Annotated in this window: 20 protein-coding genes; 13 read left to right on the plus strand and 7 right to left on the minus strand. The window is 58.2% G+C overall.

Annotated features, from left to right (window positions below; genetic code table 11):
- Positions 1–5: 5 nt before the first annotated feature.
- Positions 6–575, minus strand: coding sequence for a MarR family winged helix-turn-helix transcriptional regulator (locus C5750_RS16070; RefSeq protein WP_105734913.1), 570 nt, complete (start codon positions 573–575; stop codon positions 6–8).
- 145 nt (positions 576–720) lie between these two features.
- On the opposite strand from C5750_RS16070, the gene C5750_RS16075 reads away from it, so the two are divergent.
- From C5750_RS16075 to C5750_RS16100, 6 genes are all read left to right on the plus strand, one after another.
- Positions 721–1,428 (plus strand): creatininase family protein, encoded by a 708-nt coding sequence (locus C5750_RS16075; protein ID WP_105734914.1) that lies wholly within the window; start codon positions 721–723, stop codon positions 1,426–1,428.
- Between the two features lie 83 nt (positions 1,429–1,511).
- On the plus strand, positions 1,512–2,486 hold the full coding sequence (locus C5750_RS16080) for an ABC transporter permease (protein WP_105734915.1): 975 nt from the start codon (positions 1,512–1,514) through the stop codon (positions 2,484–2,486).
- Positions 2,483–3,373, plus strand: a complete 891-nt coding sequence (locus C5750_RS16085) for an ABC transporter permease (protein ID WP_105734916.1) — start codon at positions 2,483–2,485, stop codon at positions 3,371–3,373. The genes C5750_RS16080 and C5750_RS16085 overlap by 4 nt, the downstream gene beginning before the upstream one ends.
- Positions 3,370–5,052, plus strand: a complete 1,683-nt coding sequence (locus tag C5750_RS16090) for a dipeptide ABC transporter ATP-binding protein (protein WP_105734917.1) — start codon at positions 3,370–3,372, stop codon at positions 5,050–5,052. Before C5750_RS16085 ends, C5750_RS16090 begins: the two co-directional genes overlap by 4 nt.
- Before the next feature lie 161 nt (positions 5,053–5,213).
- Positions 5,214–6,179: a sugar-binding transcriptional regulator gene (locus tag C5750_RS16095; RefSeq protein ID WP_105734918.1), complete on the plus strand. Its 966-nt coding sequence runs from the start codon at positions 5,214–5,216 to the stop codon at positions 6,177–6,179.
- A gap of 77 nt (positions 6,180–6,256) precedes the next feature.
- Positions 6,257–8,311, plus strand: coding sequence for a bifunctional aldolase/short-chain dehydrogenase (locus C5750_RS16100; protein ID WP_105734919.1), 2,055 nt, complete (start codon positions 6,257–6,259; stop codon positions 8,309–8,311).
- Between the two features lie 57 nt (positions 8,312–8,368).
- Here the strand turns inward: C5750_RS16100 and C5750_RS16105 are convergent, their stop codons facing one another.
- The 3 genes from C5750_RS16105 to C5750_RS16115 all read right to left on the minus strand — a co-directional run bounded on the left by C5750_RS16105 (position 8,369) and on the right by C5750_RS16115 (position 12,056).
- Positions 8,369–9,421 carry a substrate-binding domain-containing protein gene (locus C5750_RS16105; RefSeq protein WP_105734920.1) on the minus strand — a complete coding sequence of 351 codons (1,053 nt, stop codon included), beginning with the start codon at positions 9,419–9,421 and terminating at the stop codon, positions 8,369–8,371.
- A gap of 61 nt (positions 9,422–9,482) precedes the next feature.
- Positions 9,483–10,493 (minus strand): ABC transporter permease, encoded by a 1,011-nt coding sequence (locus C5750_RS16110; RefSeq protein ID WP_105734921.1) that lies wholly within the window; start codon positions 10,491–10,493, stop codon positions 9,483–9,485.
- A 54-nt stretch (positions 10,494–10,547) separates the two neighbouring features.
- Positions 10,548–12,056 carry a sugar ABC transporter ATP-binding protein gene (locus tag C5750_RS16115; protein ID WP_105734922.1) on the minus strand — a complete coding sequence of 503 codons (1,509 nt, stop codon included), beginning with the start codon at positions 12,054–12,056 and terminating at the stop codon, positions 10,548–10,550.
- 145 nt (positions 12,057–12,201) lie between these two features.
- Here C5750_RS16115 and mtnK point away from each other — a divergent pair, with 145 nt between their 5' ends.
- Genes mtnK through C5750_RS16130 form a run of 3 tightly spaced genes read left to right on the plus strand, consistent with a single transcriptional unit; the run spans position 12,202 to position 15,262 of the window.
- A complete protein-coding gene (mtnK, locus tag C5750_RS16120; RefSeq protein ID WP_425350473.1) occupies positions 12,202–13,464 on the plus strand; it encodes an S-methyl-5-thioribose kinase in 1,263 nt (420 codons plus the stop codon).
- Complete coding sequence (mtnA, locus tag C5750_RS16125) at positions 13,461–14,558, plus strand: S-methyl-5-thioribose-1-phosphate isomerase (protein ID WP_105734924.1); 1,098 nt, start codon at positions 13,461–13,463, stop codon at positions 14,556–14,558. The genes mtnK and mtnA overlap by 4 nt, the downstream gene beginning before the upstream one ends.
- Before the next feature lie 41 nt (positions 14,559–14,599).
- Positions 14,600–15,262 (plus strand): class II aldolase/adducin family protein, encoded by a 663-nt coding sequence (locus C5750_RS16130; RefSeq protein ID WP_105734925.1) that lies wholly within the window; start codon positions 14,600–14,602, stop codon positions 15,260–15,262.
- A gap of 16 nt (positions 15,263–15,278) precedes the next feature.
- Here the strand turns inward: C5750_RS16130 and C5750_RS16135 are convergent, their stop codons facing one another.
- Positions 15,279–16,835, minus strand: a complete 1,557-nt coding sequence (locus C5750_RS16135) for an acid phosphatase (RefSeq protein WP_105734926.1) — start codon at positions 16,833–16,835, stop codon at positions 15,279–15,281.
- A 145-nt stretch (positions 16,836–16,980) separates the two neighbouring features.
- Between C5750_RS16135 and C5750_RS16140 the strand changes: the two genes are divergently transcribed.
- On the plus strand, positions 16,981–18,216 hold the full coding sequence (locus C5750_RS16140; protein WP_105734927.1) for a cytochrome-c peroxidase: 1,236 nt from the start codon (positions 16,981–16,983) through the stop codon (positions 18,214–18,216).
- Positions 18,217–18,259: 43 nt separating this feature from the next.
- On the opposite strand, the gene C5750_RS16145 is transcribed toward C5750_RS16140, so the two are convergent.
- Positions 18,260–18,463, minus strand: coding sequence for a hypothetical protein (locus tag C5750_RS16145; RefSeq protein ID WP_105734928.1), 204 nt, complete (start codon positions 18,461–18,463; stop codon positions 18,260–18,262).
- 106 nt (positions 18,464–18,569) lie between these two features.
- Positions 18,570–19,469, minus strand: a complete 900-nt coding sequence (locus C5750_RS16150; protein WP_105734929.1) for an NAD(P)/FAD-dependent oxidoreductase — start codon at positions 19,467–19,469, stop codon at positions 18,570–18,572.
- Between the two features lie 167 nt (positions 19,470–19,636).
- On the opposite strand from C5750_RS16150, the gene C5750_RS16155 reads away from it, so the two are divergent.
- From C5750_RS16155 to C5750_RS16165, 3 genes are all read left to right on the plus strand, one after another.
- Positions 19,637–20,089, plus strand: coding sequence for an Rrf2 family transcriptional regulator (locus tag C5750_RS16155; RefSeq protein ID WP_105734930.1), 453 nt, complete (start codon positions 19,637–19,639; stop codon positions 20,087–20,089).
- A 149-nt stretch (positions 20,090–20,238) separates the two neighbouring features.
- A complete protein-coding gene (locus C5750_RS16160; protein ID WP_105734931.1) occupies positions 20,239–21,717 on the plus strand; it encodes a UbiA family prenyltransferase in 1,479 nt (492 codons plus the stop codon).
- Positions 21,714–23,048 (plus strand): FAD-binding oxidoreductase, encoded by a 1,335-nt coding sequence (locus tag C5750_RS16165; RefSeq protein ID WP_105734932.1) that lies wholly within the window; start codon positions 21,714–21,716, stop codon positions 23,046–23,048. Before C5750_RS16160 ends, C5750_RS16165 begins: the two co-directional genes overlap by 4 nt.
- The last annotated feature ends 12 nt before the right edge of the window (positions 23,049–23,060 follow it).

Below are 23,060 nucleotides of genomic sequence, written 5' to 3' on the forward strand. Positions count from 1 at the left end.
GCTTCTTATTCTTCGAATGCGGTTGCGTCGGAAGAAATCGTGTCGGGCCAGCCGCGCGAAGCGATGACCATTTTGGCGAGGATGTCGGACAGCATCATGCGTTCGGCGGGGCTGAGCGCCTCCAGCATCATGCGTTCCCGGTCGATCATCGGTGCCATCTTGGCCTCGACAATCGCGCGGCCTTCCTGCGTCAGGCACAGAACGACGCGGCGAAGATCTCCCTGATCCTCCTCGCGCCGGACCAGTTTGAGGCGGTCGAGTTTCTTGGTCGCGCGGCTCAACGTGTTCTTAGGAAAGCCGGAGCCGGCCACCACTTCCGAAAGCGTTGTTCGGTCCCGCAGAAACAGTGAATACAGCACGACAAATTCGGGGCGCAGCAGGTCATGATCCGCGTTGATCGTGCCGTATACGGGGTTGTTGTAGTGCAGTGCCAGATAGTTGATGCGGAAGGAAAGCCAGCAGGGGTTCGACCACAGCTTTGCGTAAAGAATATCGCTTTCCGCAATGTTGTCATTCGGCGCCGTCGTGCGTCCGGCACGGCCCTCCAGCAGCGCGAGATCAATCAGGTTCTGCATGCGCGCTCCCCGCAATTAAGTTCCATTAGGGACAAAATATCTTGCTATCACTGGATGTCAAACGTAATTTTTGTACCATTTGGAACTTGTACACGCATGATCCTTGTGTTTATGCTTGGGGACGAAATCAGCAGGGGTAAGAGGTATGCGCATAAGTGCGATGAGCTGGAGTCAGGTTGAGGAACGCGTCCGCAGGGACGACCGGTGCATCCTGCCCATTGGCAGCGTGGAGCAGCACGCGCGGCTGAGTCTCGCGACCGACATGATCCTGGCGGAAAAAGTATCGGTCGATGCGGCTGAGCCGCTCGGCGTTCCGGTTTTCCCGGTCGTGCCCTATGGGCTTGCTTCAAGTTTCGCCGATTTTCCGGGAACCGTGTCGCTGAGCCTGCGCACCTATGTCGGCGTGATCGAGGATGTCCTTGATAGCCTTTACCATGGCGGTTTCCGCCGAATCCTCATTGTCAATGGCCATGGCGGTAATACTCCGGCAGGAACGGTTGTTTCCGAATGGCTCAACCGCAATCGTGATGCCAGTGTGAAAATGCACGATTGGTGGCGTGCGCCCAAGACCATGGGCAAGGTTCTCGAAATCGACAAGCGCGCATCGCATGCCTCCTGGATGGAAAATTTTCCCTGGACGCGCCTTCCGGGTGTCGCCCAGCCAGACCATGCACAGGAGCGTGTTGATTTTGGCGCACTTGCCCGCGTCGGCGCCGGCGGCAAGCGGCAGCAGCTGTCTCAGGGCGAGGGCAATTACCACGGACTGTTTGAACGGCCCGATGCGGACATGCTGGCGGTCTGGGACGTCGCGGTGAAGGAAACGCGGGAAGAGCTGGAAAACGGCTGGCATTGATCGTTGTCACCGGCGGATGCAGGAAAATCCGCCGGTGACAGCCAATTCATACAAGCACGAATGTGCAGGGGAAGGTTAAGCGAATGGTTGCGTTCATTGTCAGGCGACTATGGCAGGCCGCATTGGTCATGCTCGTCATGTCATTGCTGGTCTTTCTGGGTGTTTTCGTCATCGGGAATCCGGTTGACGTACTCATCTCTCCGGATGCAACCCAGGATATCCGCAATCGCGTCATTGCGCAGTACGGCCTCGATCTGCCCATCTGGCAGCAGTATCTGCACTTCGCAAGCAACCTTCTGCATGGCGATCTGGGCCGTTCATTCGTTTACAACATGCCGGTTTCCCAGCTGATTGCCTCGCGCTTCCCCGCGACGATGGAGCTCGCCGTCATCGCTGTTCTCCTGGCAAGCCTTATCGGCATACCGCTCGGAATCTATGCGGGGTACAAGCCGGAAAGCTGGACCGCGAAGGTGATCATGGCGCTGTCCATTCTCGGCTTCTCGGTTCCCACCTTCTGGATCGGGCTTATGCTCATCATGGTCTTTGCCGTGCAACTGGGCATCATGCCGGCAGGCGGCCGGGGCGAGACGGTTTCTGTTTTCGGGATTCCCGTCAGCTTTCTGACATTCGATGGCATGCGCCACCTCATTCTGCCCGCCGTCAACCTGTCCCTGTTCAAGATGTCGATGATGATCCGGCTCGCGGCCTCGGGCACGCGGGAGGTCATGCTGACCGATACGATCAAGTTCGCCCGGGCGGCAGGCATCAATGAGTGGACGATCCTGCGCCGGCACGTGCTGCGGTTGATTTCCATTCCGCTCGTCACCGTATTCGGACTGGAACTGGGCTCGACCATTGCGTTCGCCGTCGTGACCGAGACGATCTATTCGTGGCCCGGTCTGGGAAAGCTGATCATTGACAGCATCACGTCGTTGGACCGGCCTGTGATGGTGGCCTATCTGATGCTGGTTTCATTGATGTTCATTACGATCAACCTGGTTGTCGACCTGGCCTATGCCGTCCTCGATCCGCGTATGCGCCATGGGGGCGGCAAATGACCCTATCCGTCGAAAAAGCCCGTACCTCATCCGATTTCTGGGCAGAATTTGTCCGCCATCCCGTTGCTGTCATCGCTGCCGTCATACTGCTCGTTGTCATTGTGCTGGCTGTTTTCGCGCCGCTGATTGCGCCGCAGGACCCCTATGATCTTTCAAGCCTTGTGATGCGCGATGCACGCAGGGCACCGGGATATATCGGCACCGGCGGATACACCCACATTCTGGGGACCGACAGCCAGGGCCGCGACCTCTTTTCCGCTATCCTCTACGGCCTGCGCATTTCGCTGGAAATGGGCCTTCTTGCGGGCGCGATCGCGTTTTCAATCGGTGCACTGGTTGGCTGTACCGCCGCCTATGTGGGCGGCCGTTTTGAAGCCCTTGTGATGCGGCTGGTGGATCTGCAGCTTTCGTTCCCGGCGATCCTGCTCGCTTTCGTTGTAGCGGCACTCCTTGGGCAGGGCAAGGGGCAGCTGATTGTCGCGCTTGTCTTTTCGCAATATGCCTATTTCGTGCGAACAGCCCATGGCGCCGCGGCCGTTGAACGGAACAAGGACTATGTCGAGGCGGCTCTGTCCGTGCCCATGAGCGGCTGGTTTGTGGTGACGCGGCATATCCTGCCCAATGCGCTGCCGCCGCTCATTGTCGTGGCGACCGTTCAGGTGGCAAGCGCCATTTCGCTTGAAGCAACCTTGTCATTTCTCGGGGTCGGCCTGCCGCCCACCGAACCATCGCTCGGCATGCTGATTTCGGGCGGCTTCCAGTATCTTCTCTCCGGCCGGTACTGGATTTCCATCTATCCCGGCGTGGCGCTCATCGTCCTCATCATGGCAATCAACCTTGTCGGTGATCAGGTGCGGAGCCAGCTCAATCCGAGGTTGAAACGATGACCGCTCCCCTTCTCGAAGTGACGGATCTCTGCACCTATTTCGAGGCGCGGACGGGAACCGTGAAATCAGTCGATGGCATCTCGTTCCATCTGGAAAAGGGCGAGATACTGGGTCTAGTGGGCGAGTCAGGTTCGGGCAAGTCCATTACCGGCTTTTCCCTGATCGGTCTCATCGACAAGCCGGGTCGTATCGTCAGCGGCTCGATCAAACTCGACGGCCGCGAACTTGTTGGGCTGAGCGAGCCGGAATTGCGCAAGATCCGCGGCCGGGACATTGCCATGGTCTTCCAGGACCCGATGATGACACTCAATCCGGTCCTGACCATATTGGATCAGATGACCATGGCGCTGCAGGCGCATGAGCGGATCTCGGATGCCGATGCGCGTCTTCGCGCGGTCGAGGCGCTGCGAAAGGTTCGCATCGTAGATCCTGAATTGAAGGTGGATTTTTATCCGCACCAGTTCTCCGGCGGCATGCGCCAGCGCGTCGCCATAGCCATTGCATTGCTGCACCGGCCCAAAATTGTCATTGCCGACGAACCGACCACGGCGCTTGACGTGTCGGTCCAGGCGGAAATTCTCGTTGAAGTAAAGTCGCTGGTTGCCGAGCTTGGTATTTCCATGATTTGGATCAGCCATGATCTGGCAACCGTGGCTTCCATCTCGAAGCGCATCGCCGTGATGAAGGCGGGCAAGATCGTGGAAACGGGTCTTGCTGCTAAGGTCCTGCGCACGCCAAGCCATCCCTATACGCAATCTCTGCTTGATGCATTGCCATCGCGGTCAAAGCCCGGCCAGCGGCTGGGTGCAGCTGCCAGCGATCACGACGCCGGAAGCGCGGCACATCCCGTTGCCGCGACGGTCGCCGATCCGTCCTTCGTTGTGATGGCTGGGCTCGTCAAAGTGTTTGAACAAAAGCGTGGTTTCTGGGCGCGGCTGAGCGAACGGATTGGTCTGGTCAAATCAAAGAAGCCGGTGCTTGCCGTTGAAAACGTTGATCTGACTATCGCCAAGGGCGAGGCGCTTGGATTGGTCGGTGAATCCGGTTCTGGCAAATCGACGCTCGGGCGCATTGTTTGCGGCATCTATCAGCCGACCGAAGGCAGGGTGACGCTGAACAACAGCCCGGTGATGTCCGCCGGCCCGCAGTCGAGAAAGCTGACGACCAATGTCCAGATGATCTTTCAGGATCCCTTTGCATCGCTTGACCCGCGCCGCACGATTGGGCAGTCCATTGCGGAAGGACCAATAGCGCATGGCCTGACCAGCAAGGCCGAAGCCCGTTCATATGTGGCGGAGTGGCTGAAGGCCGTCTCGCTCGACCCGGCATTCGCGGATCGCTATCCGCATCAATTCTCGGGCGGTCAGCGCCAGCGTATCGCCATCGCCCGCGCCCTGGCCATGCGTCCCGAGGTTATCGTCTGCGACGAACCGGTGGCCTCGCTCGACGTTTCCATCCAGGCGCAGATTCTCAACCTGCTTTTGCAGTTGCGCAAGGAACTGGGCCTGACGCTGCTGTTCATCAGCCACGACCTCTCTGTCGTGCGCCATCTGTGTGACCGGGTTGCCGTCATGTATCGCGGCAAGATCGTGGAGGTGGGGACAGCCGAGGAAATATTCGACGCCCCGCAGGAGCCCTATACGCGCGCGCTCCTCGATGCCATACCAAAGCTTGCCTGATACGCTCACGCATTGATTTGCCAGGGCAGCGTTTCAATGCGCCTTTGCCATCAAACGGCGCAAAGAAATGCTGGCAATCCGGACAGCTGATGATCCGCTATTTGACTTTTGTCAGATCACGTGAATATTGTCTAATCAACGATATTTTGTGAGGAACTTCAATGCCTGTCCGGTCCGCCGATCAGATAATCCATAAGGCCGCCTGGCTCTATTATACCCATGGTTTGCGGCAAGACGAGGTGGCCAAGCATCTAGATATTTCCCGCGCGTCCGTGGCGATGTATCTGCGCCGTGCACGCGAAATTGGCATTGTCACCATCTCTACATCGACGGAATTGTTTTCCGATGACGTGCTTGCGCGTGAAACCGAGGATGCCCTTGATCTTGAAACCGTATGGATCATTCCGGAAGACAGGCAGGCTTTCAATCCGTCGGTCGAAATGCCCGTGGTTGCTGCCGCAGCGTTCATAGAGCTGATCAACAAGGGTGATCGTGTCGGCGTGGCCTGGGGGCGGACGGTCTATCATATCGCCGACGTCATGCCTTACGCGGACCTGCAGGGCGTTGCGGTCGTGCAGCTCTGCGGCAATCTCGGGGCGCCGTATTCCTATCGCCCGGATCAATGCACGACCGAAATTGCCCGCCGGTTGAATGCGGAAGGCATCAATCTTTACGCGCCGCTCGTGCTCAGCTCTGAACGTCTGGCGGAGGAGCTGCGCCGGGAGCCGGTCGTGCGGGAGCAGCTATTGGCAATTACGGATTGTCAATTGGCGCTTTATTCCGTGGGCGGTATCGAAGATGACAGCCATCTGGTGAAATGCGGTGCGATCACCGCGGCGGAAATGCATGCACTCGGGCAGGCTGGTGCTGCGGGCGTGATTGCCGGGCAACTGATCGACGCAGACGGACAGTGGCTGGACTGCGCCCATAACCGGCGCTGCATTTCTGCAGACCTCGATTCCATCCGCAAAATTCCCAAAAGGATGCTCGTGGTTCAGGAGGACAGCAAGTACGAGCCGCTTGTGGCTGCCATCAAGGGCGGGTTCGCGTCCCATCTCATGGTTACGGCATCGATGGCGAAACGCCTGCTCAAGCGCGCCAAAGGCGCCGGGCTCAAACACACATAGGAACAGTTGGAAACATTGGCGGATCGCCTGACCGGTTGTCAGGCAGCAGGCCCATTTGCCGGACGGGAGGAGTTCGCATGAAAAATTTGTGGAATGACAAAGAGGCGGAAGACATGGCGGTGGCCTATGCCGCCAAGGGTATCAACCGCGATCTCGCATTGAGAACCTATACCACGCGGCTTCTTGGAAGCGTGCCGCAGCTGGTGTTGCATGGCGGCGGAAACACCTCCGTCAAAACCACGGTCAAGGATCTGATCGGTGACGAGTGGGATGTGCTCTGCGTGAAGGGGAGCGGCTGGGACATGGGTGTTATCGAGCCGGCCGGCCTGCCAGCCGTCAAGATCGCCCCCCTGCTCAAGGCCCGCAAACTGAGCAAATTATCGGACGAGGATATGGTCACCCTGCAACGGGCAAATCTGATTGATCCGGCTTCGCCAAACCCGTCAGTGGAAGCGCTGCTGCATGCCTTCATCCCACACAAATTTGTGGATCACACCCACTCCACCGCAATTCTCGCCATCGCTGACCAGGCAGAGAGCAGGACCCTCAGCGAGAAAATCTTTGGCAGCAAAATGGGCTTTGTGCCCTATGTGATGCCCGGTTTTGATCTGGCAAAGCGGGCCGCCGCAGTTTTTGATGCGGATTCCACCGTTGATGGTCTCATTCTCGACAAGCACGGCATTTTCACGTTTGGGGCGACGGCTCGGGAAGCCTACGATCGCATGATCCATTATGTCTCGCTGGCGGAGACCTATGTCCGCGACAAGGGACGGAATCCCTTCACACCGGCGGCGTTGCCGGAAACACTCGCCAAACCCGGTGATATCGCTGCTATCGTGCGCGGCGCCGTTGCCGTCAATCGGGGCGAAGGCAAGTTTGATCGCATGGTCAGCGAATTCCGCTCGTCGCCGGCGATCCTCGAGTTTGTCAATGCGACTGCCGTTCACGAGATGGCGCAGCGCGGCGTGTCGACCCCCGATTTATCCATACGCATCAAGACTGGCCCGATGGTGCTGCCGGCACCCGACAGCGGTGATCTTGATGCGTTCAAGGTGGCGGTGGAACGTTCCGTTGCGGCCTATGTCGCGGATTATACCGACTATTTCAAAACGAATGATCAGCGCAGCAGCGGAAAGCGGATCATGCTCGATCCAATGCCCCGGCTGACGCTGGTGCCGGGTCTCGGCATGTTCGGACACGGCCGCACGCTCAAGGACGCCAGAATTGCCGCGGATGTCGGGGAGATGTGGATCGAAGCGGCGCGGGATGCGGAATCGATCGGGCAGTTTGAACCGGTGAGCCGGCCTGATTTGTTTGATCTGGAATACTGGTCGCTGGAGCAGGCCAAGCTTGCCAGCGCGAAGGCAAAGCCGCTCACGGGCCAGGTGGCCCTGGTGACGGGTGGAGCGGGCGCCATCGGGGCCGCAACGGCCAAGCTGTTCGCCCAGCAGGGCGCCCACGTCGCCGTGCTCGATCTCGATGCGGCAAAGGCAGAGGCCGTCGCCCAGGCCGCTGGCAATGATTCCATCGGTCTGGCCTGCGATGTGACAGATCCCGTGTCCGTCCGTGCGGCGTTCGAAGCTGTCATTGCTGCCTATGGCGGCGTTGATATCGTTGTTTCCAATGCGGGAGCCGCATGGGAAAGCCCGATCGCAACCCTTGACGATGATTTGCTGCGCAGGAGTTTCGAACTCAACTTTTTTGCGCACCAGACCGTGGCGCAATGTGCCGTACGCATCATGAAACAACAGCGGACCGGCGGCGCCCTTCTGTTCAATGCGAGCAAGCAGGCGGTCAATCCGGGTGCCAAATTTGGTGCCTATGGCCTGCCCAAGGCTGCGACCCTCTTCCTGTCGCGCCAGTATGCCCTGGAACATGGTGCGGACGGCATACGCTCCAACGCAGTCAATGCAGACCGCATCCGGTCCGGCCTGTTGAACGACGAGATGATTGCGAACCGTTCAGCGTCCCGCGGACTTTCGACCGAGGAATACATGGCGGGCAATTTGCTCGGGCTGGAAGTCACCGCCGATGACGTGGCTCAGGCGTTTTTGCACCATGCACTGGCGGAGCGGACAACAGCCGATGTGACGACCGTTGATGGCGGGAATATCGCAGCGGCTCTGCGCTGATCAGAGAGCATCGGTGCACAACAAAAAGGCGGCCTTTCGGGCCGCCTTTTACGTTTGTTATTTGCCCTTGGGAAGCGGCATCCATGCCGGCACCGCGACATCCGCGTGGGCGAATTGCGGCAGTTTGGCCGCCAGTTCTTCCATGTTTTTGATATCGGCGCTGTTAAGCTGGCTTTGCGTGATCAGTGTCGGGGGTACAATGACATTGTGACCGGGATTCTGCCCGGCAAGCAACATGGCCAGCGCACGCACCGAAACCTGGCCGACGACGGCCGGATTGGTCGCGGCTGTGGCCGTCCATGCGCTGCCCGGCTCACGCATGGCCGCAATGTCCGAGGTTGAAATATCCGCCGAATAGATTTTGACGCTGGAGGAAAGTCCGGCTTCGTCAACGGCAATCTTCACGCCCTTGGCGAACTCGTCATAGGGTGCAAACATGACGGTGATATCGGGATTGGCGGAGATGACCGAGCGGGCTTGATTGGCTACCGAATTGGCAATTGGATTGTCCATCGTTCCGAACATCGCAGCTTCATGGATGCCGGAATATTTCTTCTTGAATTCCTTCCAGGTCTCGTCGCGGCGGTCGAGAGGCGCAATCCCCGCGACATAGACATAACCGGCTTTCCAGCTTTCGCCATTGTCCTTGACGGCCTGTTCAAGAGCCAGCCGGGCAAGATCGCGATCGGATTGTTCGATCTGCGGTATCTTGTCGTTGGCGACATTCACATCGAACGCAACCACCTTGATCCCCGCATCGACCGCGCGTTGTGCCGCGTCCTTCATGGACTCCGTCAAACCGTGCTGGATGATGATACCGTTGACACCAAGCGCAATCGCCTGGTCGACCATGTCGGACTGCAAGGCGGCATCCTGCCGACTGTCCAGTACACGAAGATCCACGCCAATCGCCTTTGCCTGGGCCTCGACCCCGGAGAGATAGGACTGGAAGAAGTCACCCGTCGAAAGATATCGCACCAGTGCAATCTTGACCTTGCCGGGATTGTCGAACGGAGCAGGCATGCCATCGGCAAATGCCGTCCCGCCCAACATGGTTGCACCAAGCAAGCCGAACCCCAGCTTGGCAAAAACTCTCCGCGTCACCTTCATTTCATTTCCTCCATTTTTGATTTTTTATGTTTGTCCCTATCGCCTCGGGGCACCGGCCCGCTCAGCGCTTGCCTCTTTTGGAGAGTGCAAATGTAAACACCAGCGCAACCACCAGCACTGCACCCTTGACGAAATCCTGCGTATAATAGGGGGCGTTCATCATGGTCAGTCCCTGCAACAGCACACCGACAAAGAGTGCACCGATGCCGGTGCCGAATGCATTGGGCTTTGCCGCGCCCAGCACGGCAAAGCCGATCAGTGCCGCGGCGACGGAATCCAGCAGCAGATTATTGCCCGAAGCGATATCGCCCCGGCCAAGACGCGCAGCAAGCAGTATGCCGCCAACGGAAGCAAAAACGCCCGATATGATATAGGCGCTGATCTTGTACGCCTTGACCGGTGCGCCGGCGAGTTCGGCCGCGCGCTCATTCGAGCCCACGGCATACATCATGCGCCCGAAGCGGGTGTATTCGAGAAAAAACCAGATCAGCACGGCCAGAACGATCAGCACGACGACCGAGACGGGCAGGAGATTTGGCAGGATGAAATCAAAGCGATGACGGCCAAGCGCAAGGAAAACCGGGCTGAACGTGCCATTGGCAACGCTGCCGTCCGGCAAGGTCATTCCCGTGGCGATGGAGCGTCCTTCGGTTGGTATGCGCTGAAGCCCGACCAGCAGAAACATCATGCCCAGGGTCGCGAGGAGATCAGGGACCCGCATATAGACAATCAATATGCCATTGATCAGCCCAACGATGACGCCGATGGCAAGACAGACGAGCGTCGCGGTCAGGGCGTCTCCGCCCATCACCACCATGACATAGGACGATGCCATCATGGCGGTGGTCGCCACCGATCCGATGGAAAGGTCGAAACCGCCAACGACCAGCGTTGCCGTCACGCCAAGTGCCAATATGCCGGTGATTGAGACGGACTGGAGAATGAACACCGCGCTTTGCGGCGATGCAAATCCGTTGGTCACGATGCAGAAATAGATGATCAGACCCGCAAGCAGGGACAGAAAACCGTATTTGATTGCCAGATCGCGGACAGGCAGAGTGCTGTTTTTCATTCCCTGCTTTGAAACGGGGGCAACAGCGGAGGTTGGTGGTGTATTGGTATTCATTCAAATGACCATTCTGTGCTGGCCGGCGATTTCAGCCAGCAGCTTATCGATGTTGACATCGGCGTTGCGATGCTCGCCGACAAGGGTGTGTTCCGACATGACGACAATCCGGTCCGCAATCTCGAAGGCTTCGTCGATCTCGGTCAGGAAGACCAGGGTTGCACGCCCATCGGCGGAGGCGCGAAGCTTCGAGCCGATATCCCGTCTTGCAGCGATATCGACGCCCTGAAACGGTTCATCGAGGATGAGCATGCGAGATGCCTCGCTCAACCAGCGGGCAACCATGACTTTCTGCTGGTTGCCGCCGGACAGCGTGTCCATTTCGTCCCGCTCGGTGCGGCAGACGACACCAAGCGACGCGATCTGCGCGCGCGCCCTGTTCCTTTCCCGCCGACGGTTGGAAACCGAAAAGAAGCTGCTGCGTTTGAGAAAGGGCAGGCTGATATTCTCGTATATGTTGAAATCCGGCACGATACCGCTGTCTGCGCGGTCCTTGGCGACAAGGAAAACACCCTGATTGATGGCCTGTCCGGTTGTGCAGGGCGCATAGGGGCGGCCGTCCAGACGCATGCTGCCCGATATCGGCCTTCGGACGCCGAAAAGCGTCTCGGCAAAGGCCGTCTTGCCGACGCCGACGAGACCTGTGACAGCGACGATCTCGCCGTCGCCCAGCGTGAGCGAGAATGGCCGGCTTCCCGGTGCGATACACAGGTTCTCGATCTGCAGAACCGGTGCGCTGGCCTCTCTGGTGACGACGTTGCCGAGGCTGATCTTTTGACCGAGCATGGCGTTGACCGCGCCGCCATAGTCCAGCTCGGGGCCATCAAAAACACCGCTGATCCGGCCGTCGCGCAACGTCACAATAATGTCGGCGAGCCGGCGTATATCGGACATGCGGTGGGAAATATACAGGATCGCCACGCCACGGGCGCGCAAACGGTCGATCACCTCAAACAGCCGTTCTGCTTCCACGCTCGACAGGGACGATGTCGGTTCATCGAGAATGAGCACCTTCGGCTCGTGCGCCATGGCCCGGGCAATGGCGACCATCTGCCGTTCCGCCAGCGGCAGATCGGCGACAGTCGCACCAAGATCGATCTGCAGCCCCATGCGCTCGGCAACGACAGCAGCTTCCCGCCGTACGCGCCGCGGGTTGAAAATTGCCCGTGCCCCGCGCCCGTTCAATCGATCCAGCGTCAGGTTTGTTGCAACATCCAGATCGGCCACAACGCCGTCATTGATATTCTGGTGAACCGTGACAACGCCTGCCCGTATGGCTTCTGCGGGCGATGCCGGCGAGAACTCCCTGCCATCAAGGCTGATTGATCCCGACGTTCGCGCATATACACCGCTGATGATCCGGACGAGCGTGGATTTGCCAGCGCCATTGGCACCCATCAGGATTGTGACAGTTCCTGCGCGCAATTCCAGATCGATCCCATCCAGTACCTGGATTGAGCCAAATGATTTGCGCAAATTTTCAATACGGAAGACGGTTTCCTCGACCATCTGCTCCTCCCCTTGCGAGTATGCTAGGACGCCGCATCATCAAATGTCAAGGCCATTGACATTTGCCAGTTTGCTGTCTTAACAAATGGATGGCAAGGGCACAAAAGCTGAGAAATGGTTCTTGTCTGCAGGGAGGAATATCGAAATGCCTGTGTTTGAGGCCCTGAATGTGGAGACGCTGCCGCTTCGGCTCGGTCAAAATACCATGCTGCTGCAACGGCTCGGTGAAGACTGGGGTAGTTGGAAGGTCCGCGAAGTCGGCGACGGCAATTTGAACCTGGTTTTCATTGTTGAAGGCAGCGCGGGCAGTGCAATTGTCAAACAGGCGCTGCCCTATGTGCGGCTGGTCGGCGAGAGCTGGCCATTGCCGTTGAAACGCTCATTCTTCGAATACCACGCATTGACACGACAGGCGGCCCGCGATCCGGGCAGGGTGCCTGAAGTTTTCCATTTCGACGGTGAGCAGGCCATCATCGTTATGGAATTCCTGGCGCCCCATATTATTTTGCGGCGAGGGCTGATTGAAGGCAATCAATATCCCAATGCGGCCCGTGACCTCGGCCAGTTTCTCGCCCGTACCCTGTTCCGTGGCTCGGATTTTTCCATGAAAGCGGCGGCGCGCAAAGCTGATGTCGCGCTCTTCGCCGACAATGTCGAACTCTGCGACATCACCGAGAGCCTGGTTTTTTCGGATCCCTATTTCAACGCCCCGTTGAACAGGCATACCGCGCCGCAGCTGGACGGGCTTGTCGCTGCATTGCGTGCCGACCGTGACCTCAAGGTGGAAGCGCAGCGGCTCAAGCATCTGTTCGCCACGAAGGCCGAGGCCCTGCTGCACGGCGACCTGCACACCGGGTCGGTGATGGTCACGCCTGGCGAGACGCGGGTCATCGATCCGGAATTCGCGTTTTACGGGCCCATCGCCTTTGATGTCGGTATGCTGCTTGCCAATTTCTGGATGAATTATCTGGCGCAGCAAGGTCACGAACGGGATGACAACCGTCGCGATATGCGCGGTTACCTGCTTGAGGCTGTCGTGACGATTTGGGAAACATTCCGTTCCGAATTCTCCCACCTCTGGCGTACCGAACGCAGCGGCATCCTGTATCAACGCGCCTTGTTCGAAGATCAGGATGACAGCCTCGGCGCCGAACAGGCACTCGACGAAGTGCTGCATGATATCTGGCAGGACATGCTGGGGTTCGCCGGAATTGAAATGCACCGGCGCATTCTCGGCCTTGCCCACAACGCTGATTTTGAACTGATCGAGGATCCGGACCTGAGAGCGCGGTGCGAAACCAAAGCGCTTAAGTTCGGCCGTCATCTGGCCTGCAACCGGCGCCATATCCATAGTTTGGCTGAAGTCAATGGTTTGGTTGAACGGCTTGAAAAGGAGATTACCCTGTGAAAGTCGCAGACCGTCACTATCACACCATCTGGCTCAATAATGATCGTCGCTCGGTCGATATTATCGATCAGCGCTGGCTGCCTCACGAATTCAAAGTGGTGACGCTGAAAACGGTCGATGATATCGCCATTGCCATCCGCGATATGTGGGTGCGCGGCGCACCGTTGATCGGGGTGACGGCTGCCTATGGCGTTGCGATCGCCATGGCGGATGATCCTTCCGATGCCGCGCTGCACGATGTCTGGGACAAGCTGCATGAAACCCGGCCAACGGCGATCAATCTTCGCTGGGCGCTCGATACGATGCGCCAGTATCTGCTGCCGCTACCGCAGAAGGACCGCATGGCGGCCGCCTATCGCCGGGCGGCTGACATTGCCGAGGAAGACGTACAGCTCAATCGTCAGATCGGCCTGCACGGCCTCGAAATCATTCGCGATATTGCCGCAAGGAAAAAGCCGGGCGAGCCGGTCAATATTCTCACCCATTGCAATGCAGGCTGGCTCGCAACCGTCGATTACGGCACTGCAACCGCTCCTATCTATGTTGCGGCGGAGGAGGGGATCAACGTTCATGTCTATGTTGACGAGACACGTCCGCGCAACCAGGGCGCGCAACTGACGGCATGGGAGTTGAACGGACACGGTGTGCCGCATACGCTGATCGTCGACAATGCAGGTGGACATTTGATGCAGCATGGTCAGGTGGACATGGTTATTGTCGGCACCGACCGGACGACGGCCAACGGCGATGTGTGCAACAAGATCGGCACCTATCTGAAGGCCCTGGCAGCCAAGGACAACAATGTTCCCTTCTATGTGGCCTTGCCTTCTCCGACCATTGATTGGACTGTTCATGACGGGATCAGCGAGATTCCGATCGAAGAACGCGCCGGTGCGGAAGTGTCCCATGTGCAGGGGCTGGCAGCCGACGGTAAAATCGCCTCCGTACAGATTTCACCGACGGGCAGCCCGACCGCCAATCCGGCTTTCGATGTGACCCCGGCACGTCTCATAACCGGGCTGATTACCGAACGGGGCGTTGCCCAAGCCTCGGCGGAAGGTCTAAGCGCCTTGTTTCCGCAGAGCAGGCGGTGATAAATCCGTCGAGGGACCCTGAGCAGCGGGAAGATGCGTGAATGACCACACCAGTACAAGATACCATCGACCTTCGCCGGGAAATGGTGGCGACGTGCCGCTCAATGAACTCGAGCGGCATCAATCAGGGAACGTCGGGAAATCTCTCCGTGCGCACGGAACGCGGATTTCTGGTGACACCGTCGTCCTTGCCCTATGAGACCATGCAGCCGGACGATCTCGTCGAGATGCATTTCGATGGCAGTTATGTGGGCCGGCCGCCATCGTCCGAATGGCGCTTTCACCGGGACATCCTGCAGAAGCGTTCCGATATCAATGTCGTTCTGCATTGTCACTCGGTCTATGCGACAACGCTCGCGTGCCATAACAAGGCAATCCCGAGTTTCCATTACATGACCGGAATTGCCGGGGGAACGACGATCCGCTGCGCCCCCTATGCCACCTTTGGAACCCAGGCGCTGTCCGACAATGCGATCGTCGCGCTGGAGGACAGACTGGCGTGCCTGCTCAGCCAGCATGGTCAGATATCGCTGGGTGTTACGCTTGAATCCGCCCTTTGGCTTGCCATCGAAGTCGAAACCCTGTCGCGCATCTATGTCCAGGCGCTCACTTTGGGCGAACCGCCGATCCTGTCAGACGAGGAGATGGAGCGTGTCATCACCCAGATGCGTCAGATAAAATACAGCATGAGCCAGCAGGCCTGAGCCTCTTTACGGGATTCTACTGGCTCTTTGTCATGTCGAGTGCACTGGTCAGGTCGCCCAACGGCGGCTGATTGTAGGAGGCCACCGCATCATCACGAACCGTGATCCCGTGTAATGTCGGCAGTTCGAAACGCTTGGTCAGGAAGCGTAGAATCGAGGTTGTATCCATTGGCGTGTGATCAACGAAACCACGGCGGGCGAACGGCGAGACAATGATGGCCGGGATCCGGCTGCCCGGTCCCCAGCGGTCGCCTTTCGGCGGTGCGGCGTGGTCCCATATGCCGCCATTTTCATCATAGGTGACGATGACCAGCATGTGCGGCCATTGCGGGCTTTTTTCCAGATGAGCGATGATATCGGCAATGTGCGCATCGCCCGCCTCGATATCCGCATAGCCGGAGTGTTCGTTCAAATCACCCTGCGGTTTGTAGAAGGCAACTTGCGGCAGTGTGCCCGTATCGATTGCCTTGATGAATTGGGAACCGGCCAGGCCGCCATCGAGCAGATGCTCGGTGCGTGCCGCTGTCCCCGGCGCAAAATTCGCGTAATAGTTGAACGGCTGATGATGGTACTGAAAATTGGGAACCGGCGTTTTATTGCCGTGGTCCAGCACATCCTGCCACGCGCCACCATACCAGGCCCAGCTGATATGCTTCAGGCTGAGCATATCGCCGATGGTCGGTTCGGTCTGCGGCGGGAGGGTTGTCGGGTTTGCAGGGTCCGCGGTCGCCGCATCGGCATTCTTTGCAGGCGTATTGCCGCTCGGTTGATAGGGCGGTTGCATGGTGTTGACGGCGTAGAAGTCCGGGGTGAGATTGCCATCGCCGGCAAATTTGGGGATGCCGTCAATCGCGGATTTGGGCGAATTGGCAGCGAGCGTCAATGAGACCCCATCCGGGTCCACCACCGCGACCGATGGTTTCGCCGGGCTGGTGTCGGCATGGGCGTAATAGGGCGCGCAAGCGCATATCAGCCATTGGTGATTGAAGAACGAGCCGCCAAAGCCGCCCATGAAAAATTCATCGGCGAGCGTATATTTTTGCGCGACCTTCCACATCGCCGTCTTCGAGCCGTCCCAAAGCCCCATGACCATCGCGCCGGAATCGGCATAGGCGACGAACTTGTCGTTCTTGCCGCCATCGATCTGCATCTGGTTCTGATAGAACCGGTGCCACAAATCGTGGGTGATTGTGCCGAGGGGGAGGTTGAACCCCTGGGGATCGTCGACCCGGTAGGGGTGATTTGCCAGATGCTCGGTTTCTGCCTGCGTGACCGGTGGTGTAACGCCCTTTGCGGTCAATCCGCCCCAAACAGGCGGCAATTCGCGCAAGGGGGTATTGTCGCGGTCAAGCTGGATAAGCGCTGCATCCGAAACCCCTTGCAGGCCATCTGCTCCGGGGAAACTGCCATAAAGATTATCAAAGCTGCGGTTTTCTGCGTAGATCACCACCACTGTGTCGATCAGGTTCAGAGCGTTGGGATGACGATCATTGTAGCCGGCCGCCAACGCGGGAGAGAGCCCGCCAATGGCGGCACCGATCACCGAAGCGGTCGCAATCATATTTATCCGCATGCTGGCAGTCTCCTTGTCGGCTATATGTTGATAACTTTTCAAGTTTACTCCACCATATCCCCAAGCCGTCCAAACGTGCCCGGGGATCTGACGGAGGAAGCTAATCATAAAGCCTCTTGGATACACAAGCACAAAGCACCGGACGGTGATCCTTTGCATCGTCGCGACGATTGGCGCTGCCGCGGCAGCGCACAGTGCGGTTACGGAACGTTCAGGCAGAGCTGCGCCGGAACCATCGCGCGCGCAGGTGCGCCAGCAGGTGAAAGCGCTCGGAGCGCTCGGTCAGGCCTTGTTTTTCGATCCTGCCTTGTCAGGCTCCGGCAAGCTCTCCTGTGCGTCCTGCCATGATCCGGCCCACGGCTTTGCCGCCGCCAGTGACCTTGCCGTTCAGCTTGGCGGCGGCGATCTGCAGCAGCCTGGGGTGAGGGCGGTGCCATCGCTCAAATATTTGCAGGCTGTCCCGCCGTTCACCGAACACTTTTTTGAATCGGAAGATGATGCGGACGAAAGCATCGACAATGGCCCGACCGGCGGGCTGACATGGGATGGCCGGGTCGATCGCGGCCAGCAACAAGCCAAAATACCGCTGTTTTCCGATTTTGAAATGGGTAACAAAAGCGATGAGGACATTGCCCGGCGGCTGATCGCAGCAGACTACGGTGCCCGGATTGCCGCCATCGCCGGTGTACAAGGCACGCCGGACACATCTGTGCTGGTCAATACCGCCCTCAAGGCGCTGGAGGTGTTCGAACAGGATTACGGCACCTTTTACCCCTATACGAGCAAGTACGATGCGGTGCTCGCCGGAAAAGCCGTGCTGACCCCGCAGGAAGCCCGGGGCTTGGACCTCTTCAATGCACCCGCTAAGGGCAATTGCGCATCATGCCATGTAAGCCAGCGCGGCAATGACGGAACACCGCCGCAATTCACCGATTACGGTTTGATTGCCTTGGGTGCGCCGCGCAATCCCGAGATCCCAGCAAACAAGGATTCTCACTACGTCGATCTGGGCCTTTGTGGCCCGTTGCGGACGGACTTCCTGAATCGCACAGACTATTGCGGTCTTTTCCGCACGCCCACACTGCGCAATGTGGCACTTCGAAAGACATTCTTTCACAACGGCGTCTTTCACTCCCTGCAGCAAGCCGTGGAATTTTATGTCGAGCGGGAAACCAGACCAGAGCGTTGGTATTCGCACAAGCCTGATGGCAGCGTTGATAAATATGATGACCTGCCACAGGCCGCCAAAGCCAATGTGAACATGGACCCGCCCTTCGACCGGCATGCCGGGGAAGCACCGGCTCTCACGCCTGACGAGATCCAGGATGTCATCAGCTTTCTCGGTACGCTGACCGACGGTTACAGCCAGCCCGAACAATAACGCTGCAGGCTGTCAGAGCCTTCTTCGTTTAAACCGCAAAGCTCTAGGATTGTCCTGGCAGGTCAAGCAGCCTTGCCACCTCGGCAGCTCCGTTGCCGGATGCGGACAGCACACCGCTGTCCTTCACATCGACAATAGACCCGTTGGCAAAGCTCAAAGACCAGCCGTCATTGCGGGCATTTCGGCGGCGATCGGTGAGTTCGATGCCAGACGCGGAGATCAGTGCAATGGCTTCATCGGCATCCATGATCGTCGCTCCATCTTAGCGGTTTCCTCATCTTAGTTGAGTCTGCGCGCGCAGCCGAGTCAAGCGGAAACCGGCGCAGTGTTGAGGCGCAATAAGCGTCCATCGTTTATGCTGCAAAGACGAGCGACTGATGTGCGCCAACCCCTGCTTTGACACCAGCCGCTGCGGCCATCGTTGCATTGGCCATGGGGCTGGCAGCGTCGCCGGCCGCATAAACGCCCTTGACCGTTGTCTGCATCCAGTCGTCCACACGAATGAATGCGCCAAGCGGACCGTCATCGAAAGCACAGCCGAGCTGTTGCGCCAGCGGGCTGGCCATGCTGGTTTTGGGTGCGGTGAATACGGCGTCGACAGGTACAACCCTGCCATCAGCGAGCCTGACCGCCTCAAGCCGGGGCGCATTGCCCAGAAGCTCGGCAACCGGTGTCCGTTCGATCCGCACATTCCTCACCGCCAGATTGGAAAGCTGTTCCGCATCCGGCTCAAACGCATTTTGAGTGAAGTATGTGGTCGGCCCCCAATCCGATATCAGCAGTGCCTGGTGTGCCGACATGGGTGTATTGGCAAGGACGCCCAGTGCCTGTCCGCCCACTTCATAACCGTGGCAATAGGGGCAGTGAAGAACCGATTGCCCCCATCGTTCCGGCAGGCCAGGGATTGCAGGCAGATCATCTTTCACGCCGGTTGCCAGAATGAGACGCATGGCCCGTTTTTCGCTGCCATCGGCCAGTGTAACGGCAAAATCGCCATCGGTTTTGCTGGCCGATACAGCCTCGCTGTCGATAAACTCCACTGTCGGGTAAAGGGAAAGCTGCCGCCGCGCGTCGCCAATGATATCTTGGGGCCGTCTGCCGTCCTGGCCCAGAAAGCCATGCGATGCGTCGGCGAAGCGGTTTCGGGGCAAGCCCGCGTCGATCAGGAGCACGCGCCGGCGGGCGCGGGCAATCTGGATAGCGGCGGAAAGACCGGCAAAACTGCCGCCGATAACAATGGCATCATATGTCATGGAAGCTCCTTCATTGCGGGAGGCAAGATATTTCCGATGCCGGGTCGCATCGGAACTGGTATTAAATAACAGCATAAGTTACATGAAAATTGCCGTCAATAGTCATGTAACTTATTCTATTACGTATCATTTACGTGTGCTATGCTTGGATGGGGAGAATGATCAGTATGAGACATGACAGCCGCCTATCGAGAATGCTCCACGTTCTGATCCATATGGATCGGCACGACGGTTCGATCACATCGGACAACATCGCAAAGATGCTGAACACCAATCCGGTTGTGGTGCGACGAACCATGGCGGGCTTAAGAAATGCCGGTTATGTCCGCTCCGACAAGGGACATGGCGGCGGCTGGATACTGGCGCGTCCGCTGGAGGAAATATCGCTGCTTGACGTGCACCAGGCACTGGGGCGCCCGGAAATGTTTGCAATCGGCATAGCCATCGACCATCCGGATTGTCTCGTGGAGCAATCGGTCAATGCAGCTTTGACGGATGCCTTCGATGCCGCGGAACAAATGCTCCTGTCGCGTTTTGCCGAGGTGACACTGTCCGATATCGCGCGCGATTTCGACCTTCGATTCCGGAACTTGACCGAGAGGCCAGCACGAACGGTTTGATTGATCGAGGCGGCTTCAGGAGGCAATGGCTTGCCCAATATCCGCTCGATCTCATGCAGGCTGCATGGGGATGCTGGCACTTGTGGCCATAGGCCATTTGTGCCAGAAGGCTATGAGTTCAGCGTCACTTTGGAAAGTTATAGCCCGTTATGGAATTGGCATATCGCGAATTGAATGGAGAGGTCACTCCGGAGAACGCCGGTGTCCAGTTGAAGCGGTATCCCATTGTCGTTGATCTGGATAAGACGCTTATCCTGACTGACACACTGCACGAACAAGTGGTTGCAGCTCTTTTCACGCAGCCAGCAACGCTTCTTCATGCGGCTCCCAGCATGCTGCGCGGCCGTGCTGCTTTGAAGGCTGCTTTGGCGTCAAAGGTCGACCTGGCATCAACGGTCCTGCCGCTTCGCGAAGATCTTGTGAAGTGGTTGCGCGAGCAAGCTGCCGCCGGCCGCGAAATTCATCTCTGTTCTGCGGCAAATCAGGCCGTGGTGGACAATATTTCGCGGCGTATCGGCATTTTTTCGAGCGCCATCGGCTCCGATACCGCAAATCTGAAGGGACGTGTGAAGGCGGAGCATCTGGCGCGTACATTCCCCGATGGCTTTGTCTATGTCGGCGACAGCAGGGCGGATTTGGCGGTGTGGAAACTGGCCGCAGGAATAGTCCTGGCAGGCGTTTCCACGGGCGTGGCAAAGGCAGCGCGTGAGCTGGGCAAGCCGATTGAAGCGGAGTTCAGCAACCATCCTCTGACTTTGAAGGATAGTCTCAAAGCCCTGCGCGTGCATCATTGGTCGAAGAACGCTCTGATTTTCGTTCCGCTCATTCTGGCGCATGCCTGGGGCGATATGGCCGTCCTTCGCGATACGGTTCTGGGTCTTTTCTGTCTCCTGGTCGTCACGTCTTCAACCTATCTTCTCAATGATCTGGCCGATCTCAGCGCCGATCGGCAGCATTGGTCGAAGCGCAACCGTGCGCTGGCAAGCGGACGGCTTCCGATTGCCGCCGGCCTGGCGATGGCCGGCATCGGTCTCGTCGCGGCATTTGTCGGCTCTCTCCTGCTAACGCCTTATTTTACCCTCGCATTGGCAAGCTATCTGGTGCTGACACTGGCATACTCCTTTGGCCTCAAGCGCGTGCCTATCCTCGATACGCTGATCATCGGCATTTTGTTTACGACCCGTCTCATCATGGGGATCACGCTGCTCCGGCTGCCCGCATCCGCATGGCTTTTGACCTTTTCAGTGTTCTTCTTCTTCTCTCTGGCGGTCGCCAAGCGCCACACTGAAATTATTCGCGCCGCCTCCACGGGGTCTCACAGCCTCGCCAGCCGGGGCTATATGCTTGAGGACGCACCGCTAACCCTGGCGTTTGGCATAGCTTCCGCCGTGGCGTCTTTGCTGGTCATGGTCCTGTTCATCGTTGAGGAGATGCTTCCGGGTTCGGTTTATTCTCATCCGAATCTGCTCGGTGGGATTCCCGTTTTCCTTGCGATCTGGGTTGGCCGGATTTGGCTGCTGGCGCATCGGGGGCGCATGAATGACGATCCGGTCAGTTTCGCTCTGCGCGACAAGCCCAGTGTCCTGCTCGGCTTTTTGGTCGCGGTGCTGTTCGTGGCCGCTCTATGAGATCATTTGTCTCGACAGACGATATCCGCTCTTGGGGGGGAATCCTGCAGGGGCAGCATTTTGTCAGCCAGCCGAATTGGCGGGACCAACTGCCCCGCAGCATTGCAGAGGCACGTGATGCTGGCCAGAGTCTTCTCGCCATAGGCCTTGGCCGCTCTTACGGTGACAGCGGACTGAATCCCGGCGGGGCAATTGTCGACATGACTGCGCTCGACCGGATTATTTCGTTTGACCCGGCAACGGGATTGTTGCGTGCGGAAGCCGGACTCTCTTTTGCCGATATCCTCGATCTGTTTGTTCGGCGCGGGTTTTTTTTGCCGGTCACCCCGGGGACGCGCTTTGTAACCCTGGGCGGGGCCATTGCAAATGACGTGCATGGCAAGAACCATCATCGTGCTGGAACGATAGGCAGATGGGTGCGTCGCATCGGGCTGCTTCGGTCGGATGGCACCGAGATCGAGCTGAGAGATGATGATCAAACCGGATTGTTCGCTGCGACGATCGGCGGGCTCGGGCTGACGGGACTGATCACATGGGCTGAAATTGAGCTGATGCGCATTCCCAGTGCACTCATGGACGTCGAAACACTGCCCTTTGCCAATGTGGACGAATTCTTTGCCGTGGCCGCCGAGAGCGAAGACAGTGCCGATTACACGGTGGCGTGGGTGGATTGTCTGGCGAAGGGAAATGCTCTCGGGAGAGGGTTGTTCACACGTGGACGGCATGCACCCGGAGGAACAAAGCTGGCAAGGGTGGGGAAACCGAAACTAACCGTACCCTTTTCCATGCCGTCGTTTGTCCTGAACAACCTGTCAATCGGCCTGTTCAACAGCCTGTATTTTTACAGGGGCCGTCGCGCGGCCGGCAAGGCGACCACCCCTTATCTGCCGTATTTCTACCCGCTGGACAGCATCGGCCATTGGAACAGGATATACGGCCGCCGGGGGATGTATCAATACCAGTCCGTTGTGCCGCCCGTCGTGGCAAGGGATGCAACCACGGAAATGCTCAAAGCCATCTCGAAAGCGGGCGAAGGCTCGTTCCTTGCGGTGCTCAAGACGTTCGGCGAGAAGACATCGCCCGGCCTCCTGTCCTTTCCACAGGCTGGTACAACGCTCGCCCTTGATTTTCCCAACCGTGGCCAGTTGACTCTTGATTTGCTGAGCCGTCTCGATGACATCGTGCGCGAAGCTGGAGGGCGGCTGTACCCTGCCAAGGACGGGCGCATTTCCGCAGCGATGTTTCGCGCTGGCTATCCCGCTTGGGAAGCGTTTGCACAGCATGTCGATCCAGTATTCTCGTCCGCCTTTTGGCGCCGGATAAGCGAGTAAAGAAGAGGAATA

The organism is Phyllobacterium myrsinacearum, assembly GCF_002980555.1.
Classification (GTDB): Bacteria; Pseudomonadota; Alphaproteobacteria; order Rhizobiales; family Rhizobiaceae; genus Phyllobacterium; species Phyllobacterium myrsinacearum.

Coding starts and splice junctions, on each gene's coding strand:
- C5750_RS16115 (WP_105734922.1), bottom strand. CDS start 12,056: ATGGTCGAGGAAACCGTCTTCCGTATTGAAAATTTGCGCAAATCATTT.
- C5750_RS16150 (WP_105734929.1), bottom strand. CDS start 19,469: ATGACATATGATGCCATTGTTATCGGCGGCAGTTTTGCCGGTCTTTCC.
- C5750_RS16155 (WP_105734930.1), top strand. CDS start 19,637: ATGAGACATGACAGCCGCCTATCGAGAATGCTCCACGTTCTGATCCAT.
- C5750_RS16130 (WP_105734925.1), top strand. CDS start 14,600: ATGACCACACCAGTACAAGATACCATCGACCTTCGCCGGGAAATGGTG.
- C5750_RS16090 (WP_105734917.1), top strand. CDS start 3,370: ATGACCGCTCCCCTTCTCGAAGTGACGGATCTCTGCACCTATTTCGAG.
- C5750_RS16085 (WP_105734916.1), top strand. CDS start 2,483: ATGACCCTATCCGTCGAAAAAGCCCGTACCTCATCCGATTTCTGGGCA.
- C5750_RS16100 (WP_105734919.1), top strand. CDS start 6,257: ATGAAAAATTTGTGGAATGACAAAGAGGCGGAAGACATGGCGGTGGCC.
- C5750_RS16105 (WP_105734920.1), bottom strand. CDS start 9,421: ATGAAGGTGACGCGGAGAGTTTTTGCCAAGCTGGGGTTCGGCTTGCTT.
- C5750_RS16160 (WP_105734931.1), top strand. CDS start 20,239: ATGGAATTGGCATATCGCGAATTGAATGGAGAGGTCACTCCGGAGAAC.
- C5750_RS16070 (WP_105734913.1), bottom strand. CDS start 575: ATGCAGAACCTGATTGATCTCGCGCTGCTGGAGGGCCGTGCCGGACGC.
- C5750_RS16080 (WP_105734915.1), top strand. CDS start 1,512: ATGGTTGCGTTCATTGTCAGGCGACTATGGCAGGCCGCATTGGTCATG.
- C5750_RS16145 (WP_105734928.1), bottom strand. CDS start 18,463: ATGGATGCCGATGAAGCCATTGCACTGATCTCCGCGTCTGGCATCGAA.
- C5750_RS16095 (WP_105734918.1), top strand. CDS start 5,214: ATGCCTGTCCGGTCCGCCGATCAGATAATCCATAAGGCCGCCTGGCTC.
- C5750_RS16135 (WP_105734926.1), bottom strand. CDS start 16,835: ATGCGGATAAATATGATTGCGACCGCTTCGGTGATCGGTGCCGCCATT.
- mtnK (WP_425350473.1), top strand. CDS start 12,202: ATGCCTGTGTTTGAGGCCCTGAATGTGGAGACGCTGCCGCTTCGGCTC.
- C5750_RS16165 (WP_105734932.1), top strand. CDS start 21,714: ATGAGATCATTTGTCTCGACAGACGATATCCGCTCTTGGGGGGGAATC.
- C5750_RS16075 (WP_105734914.1), top strand. CDS start 721: ATGCGCATAAGTGCGATGAGCTGGAGTCAGGTTGAGGAACGCGTCCGC.
- C5750_RS16110 (WP_105734921.1), bottom strand. CDS start 10,493: ATGAAAAACAGCACTCTGCCTGTCCGCGATCTGGCAATCAAATACGGT.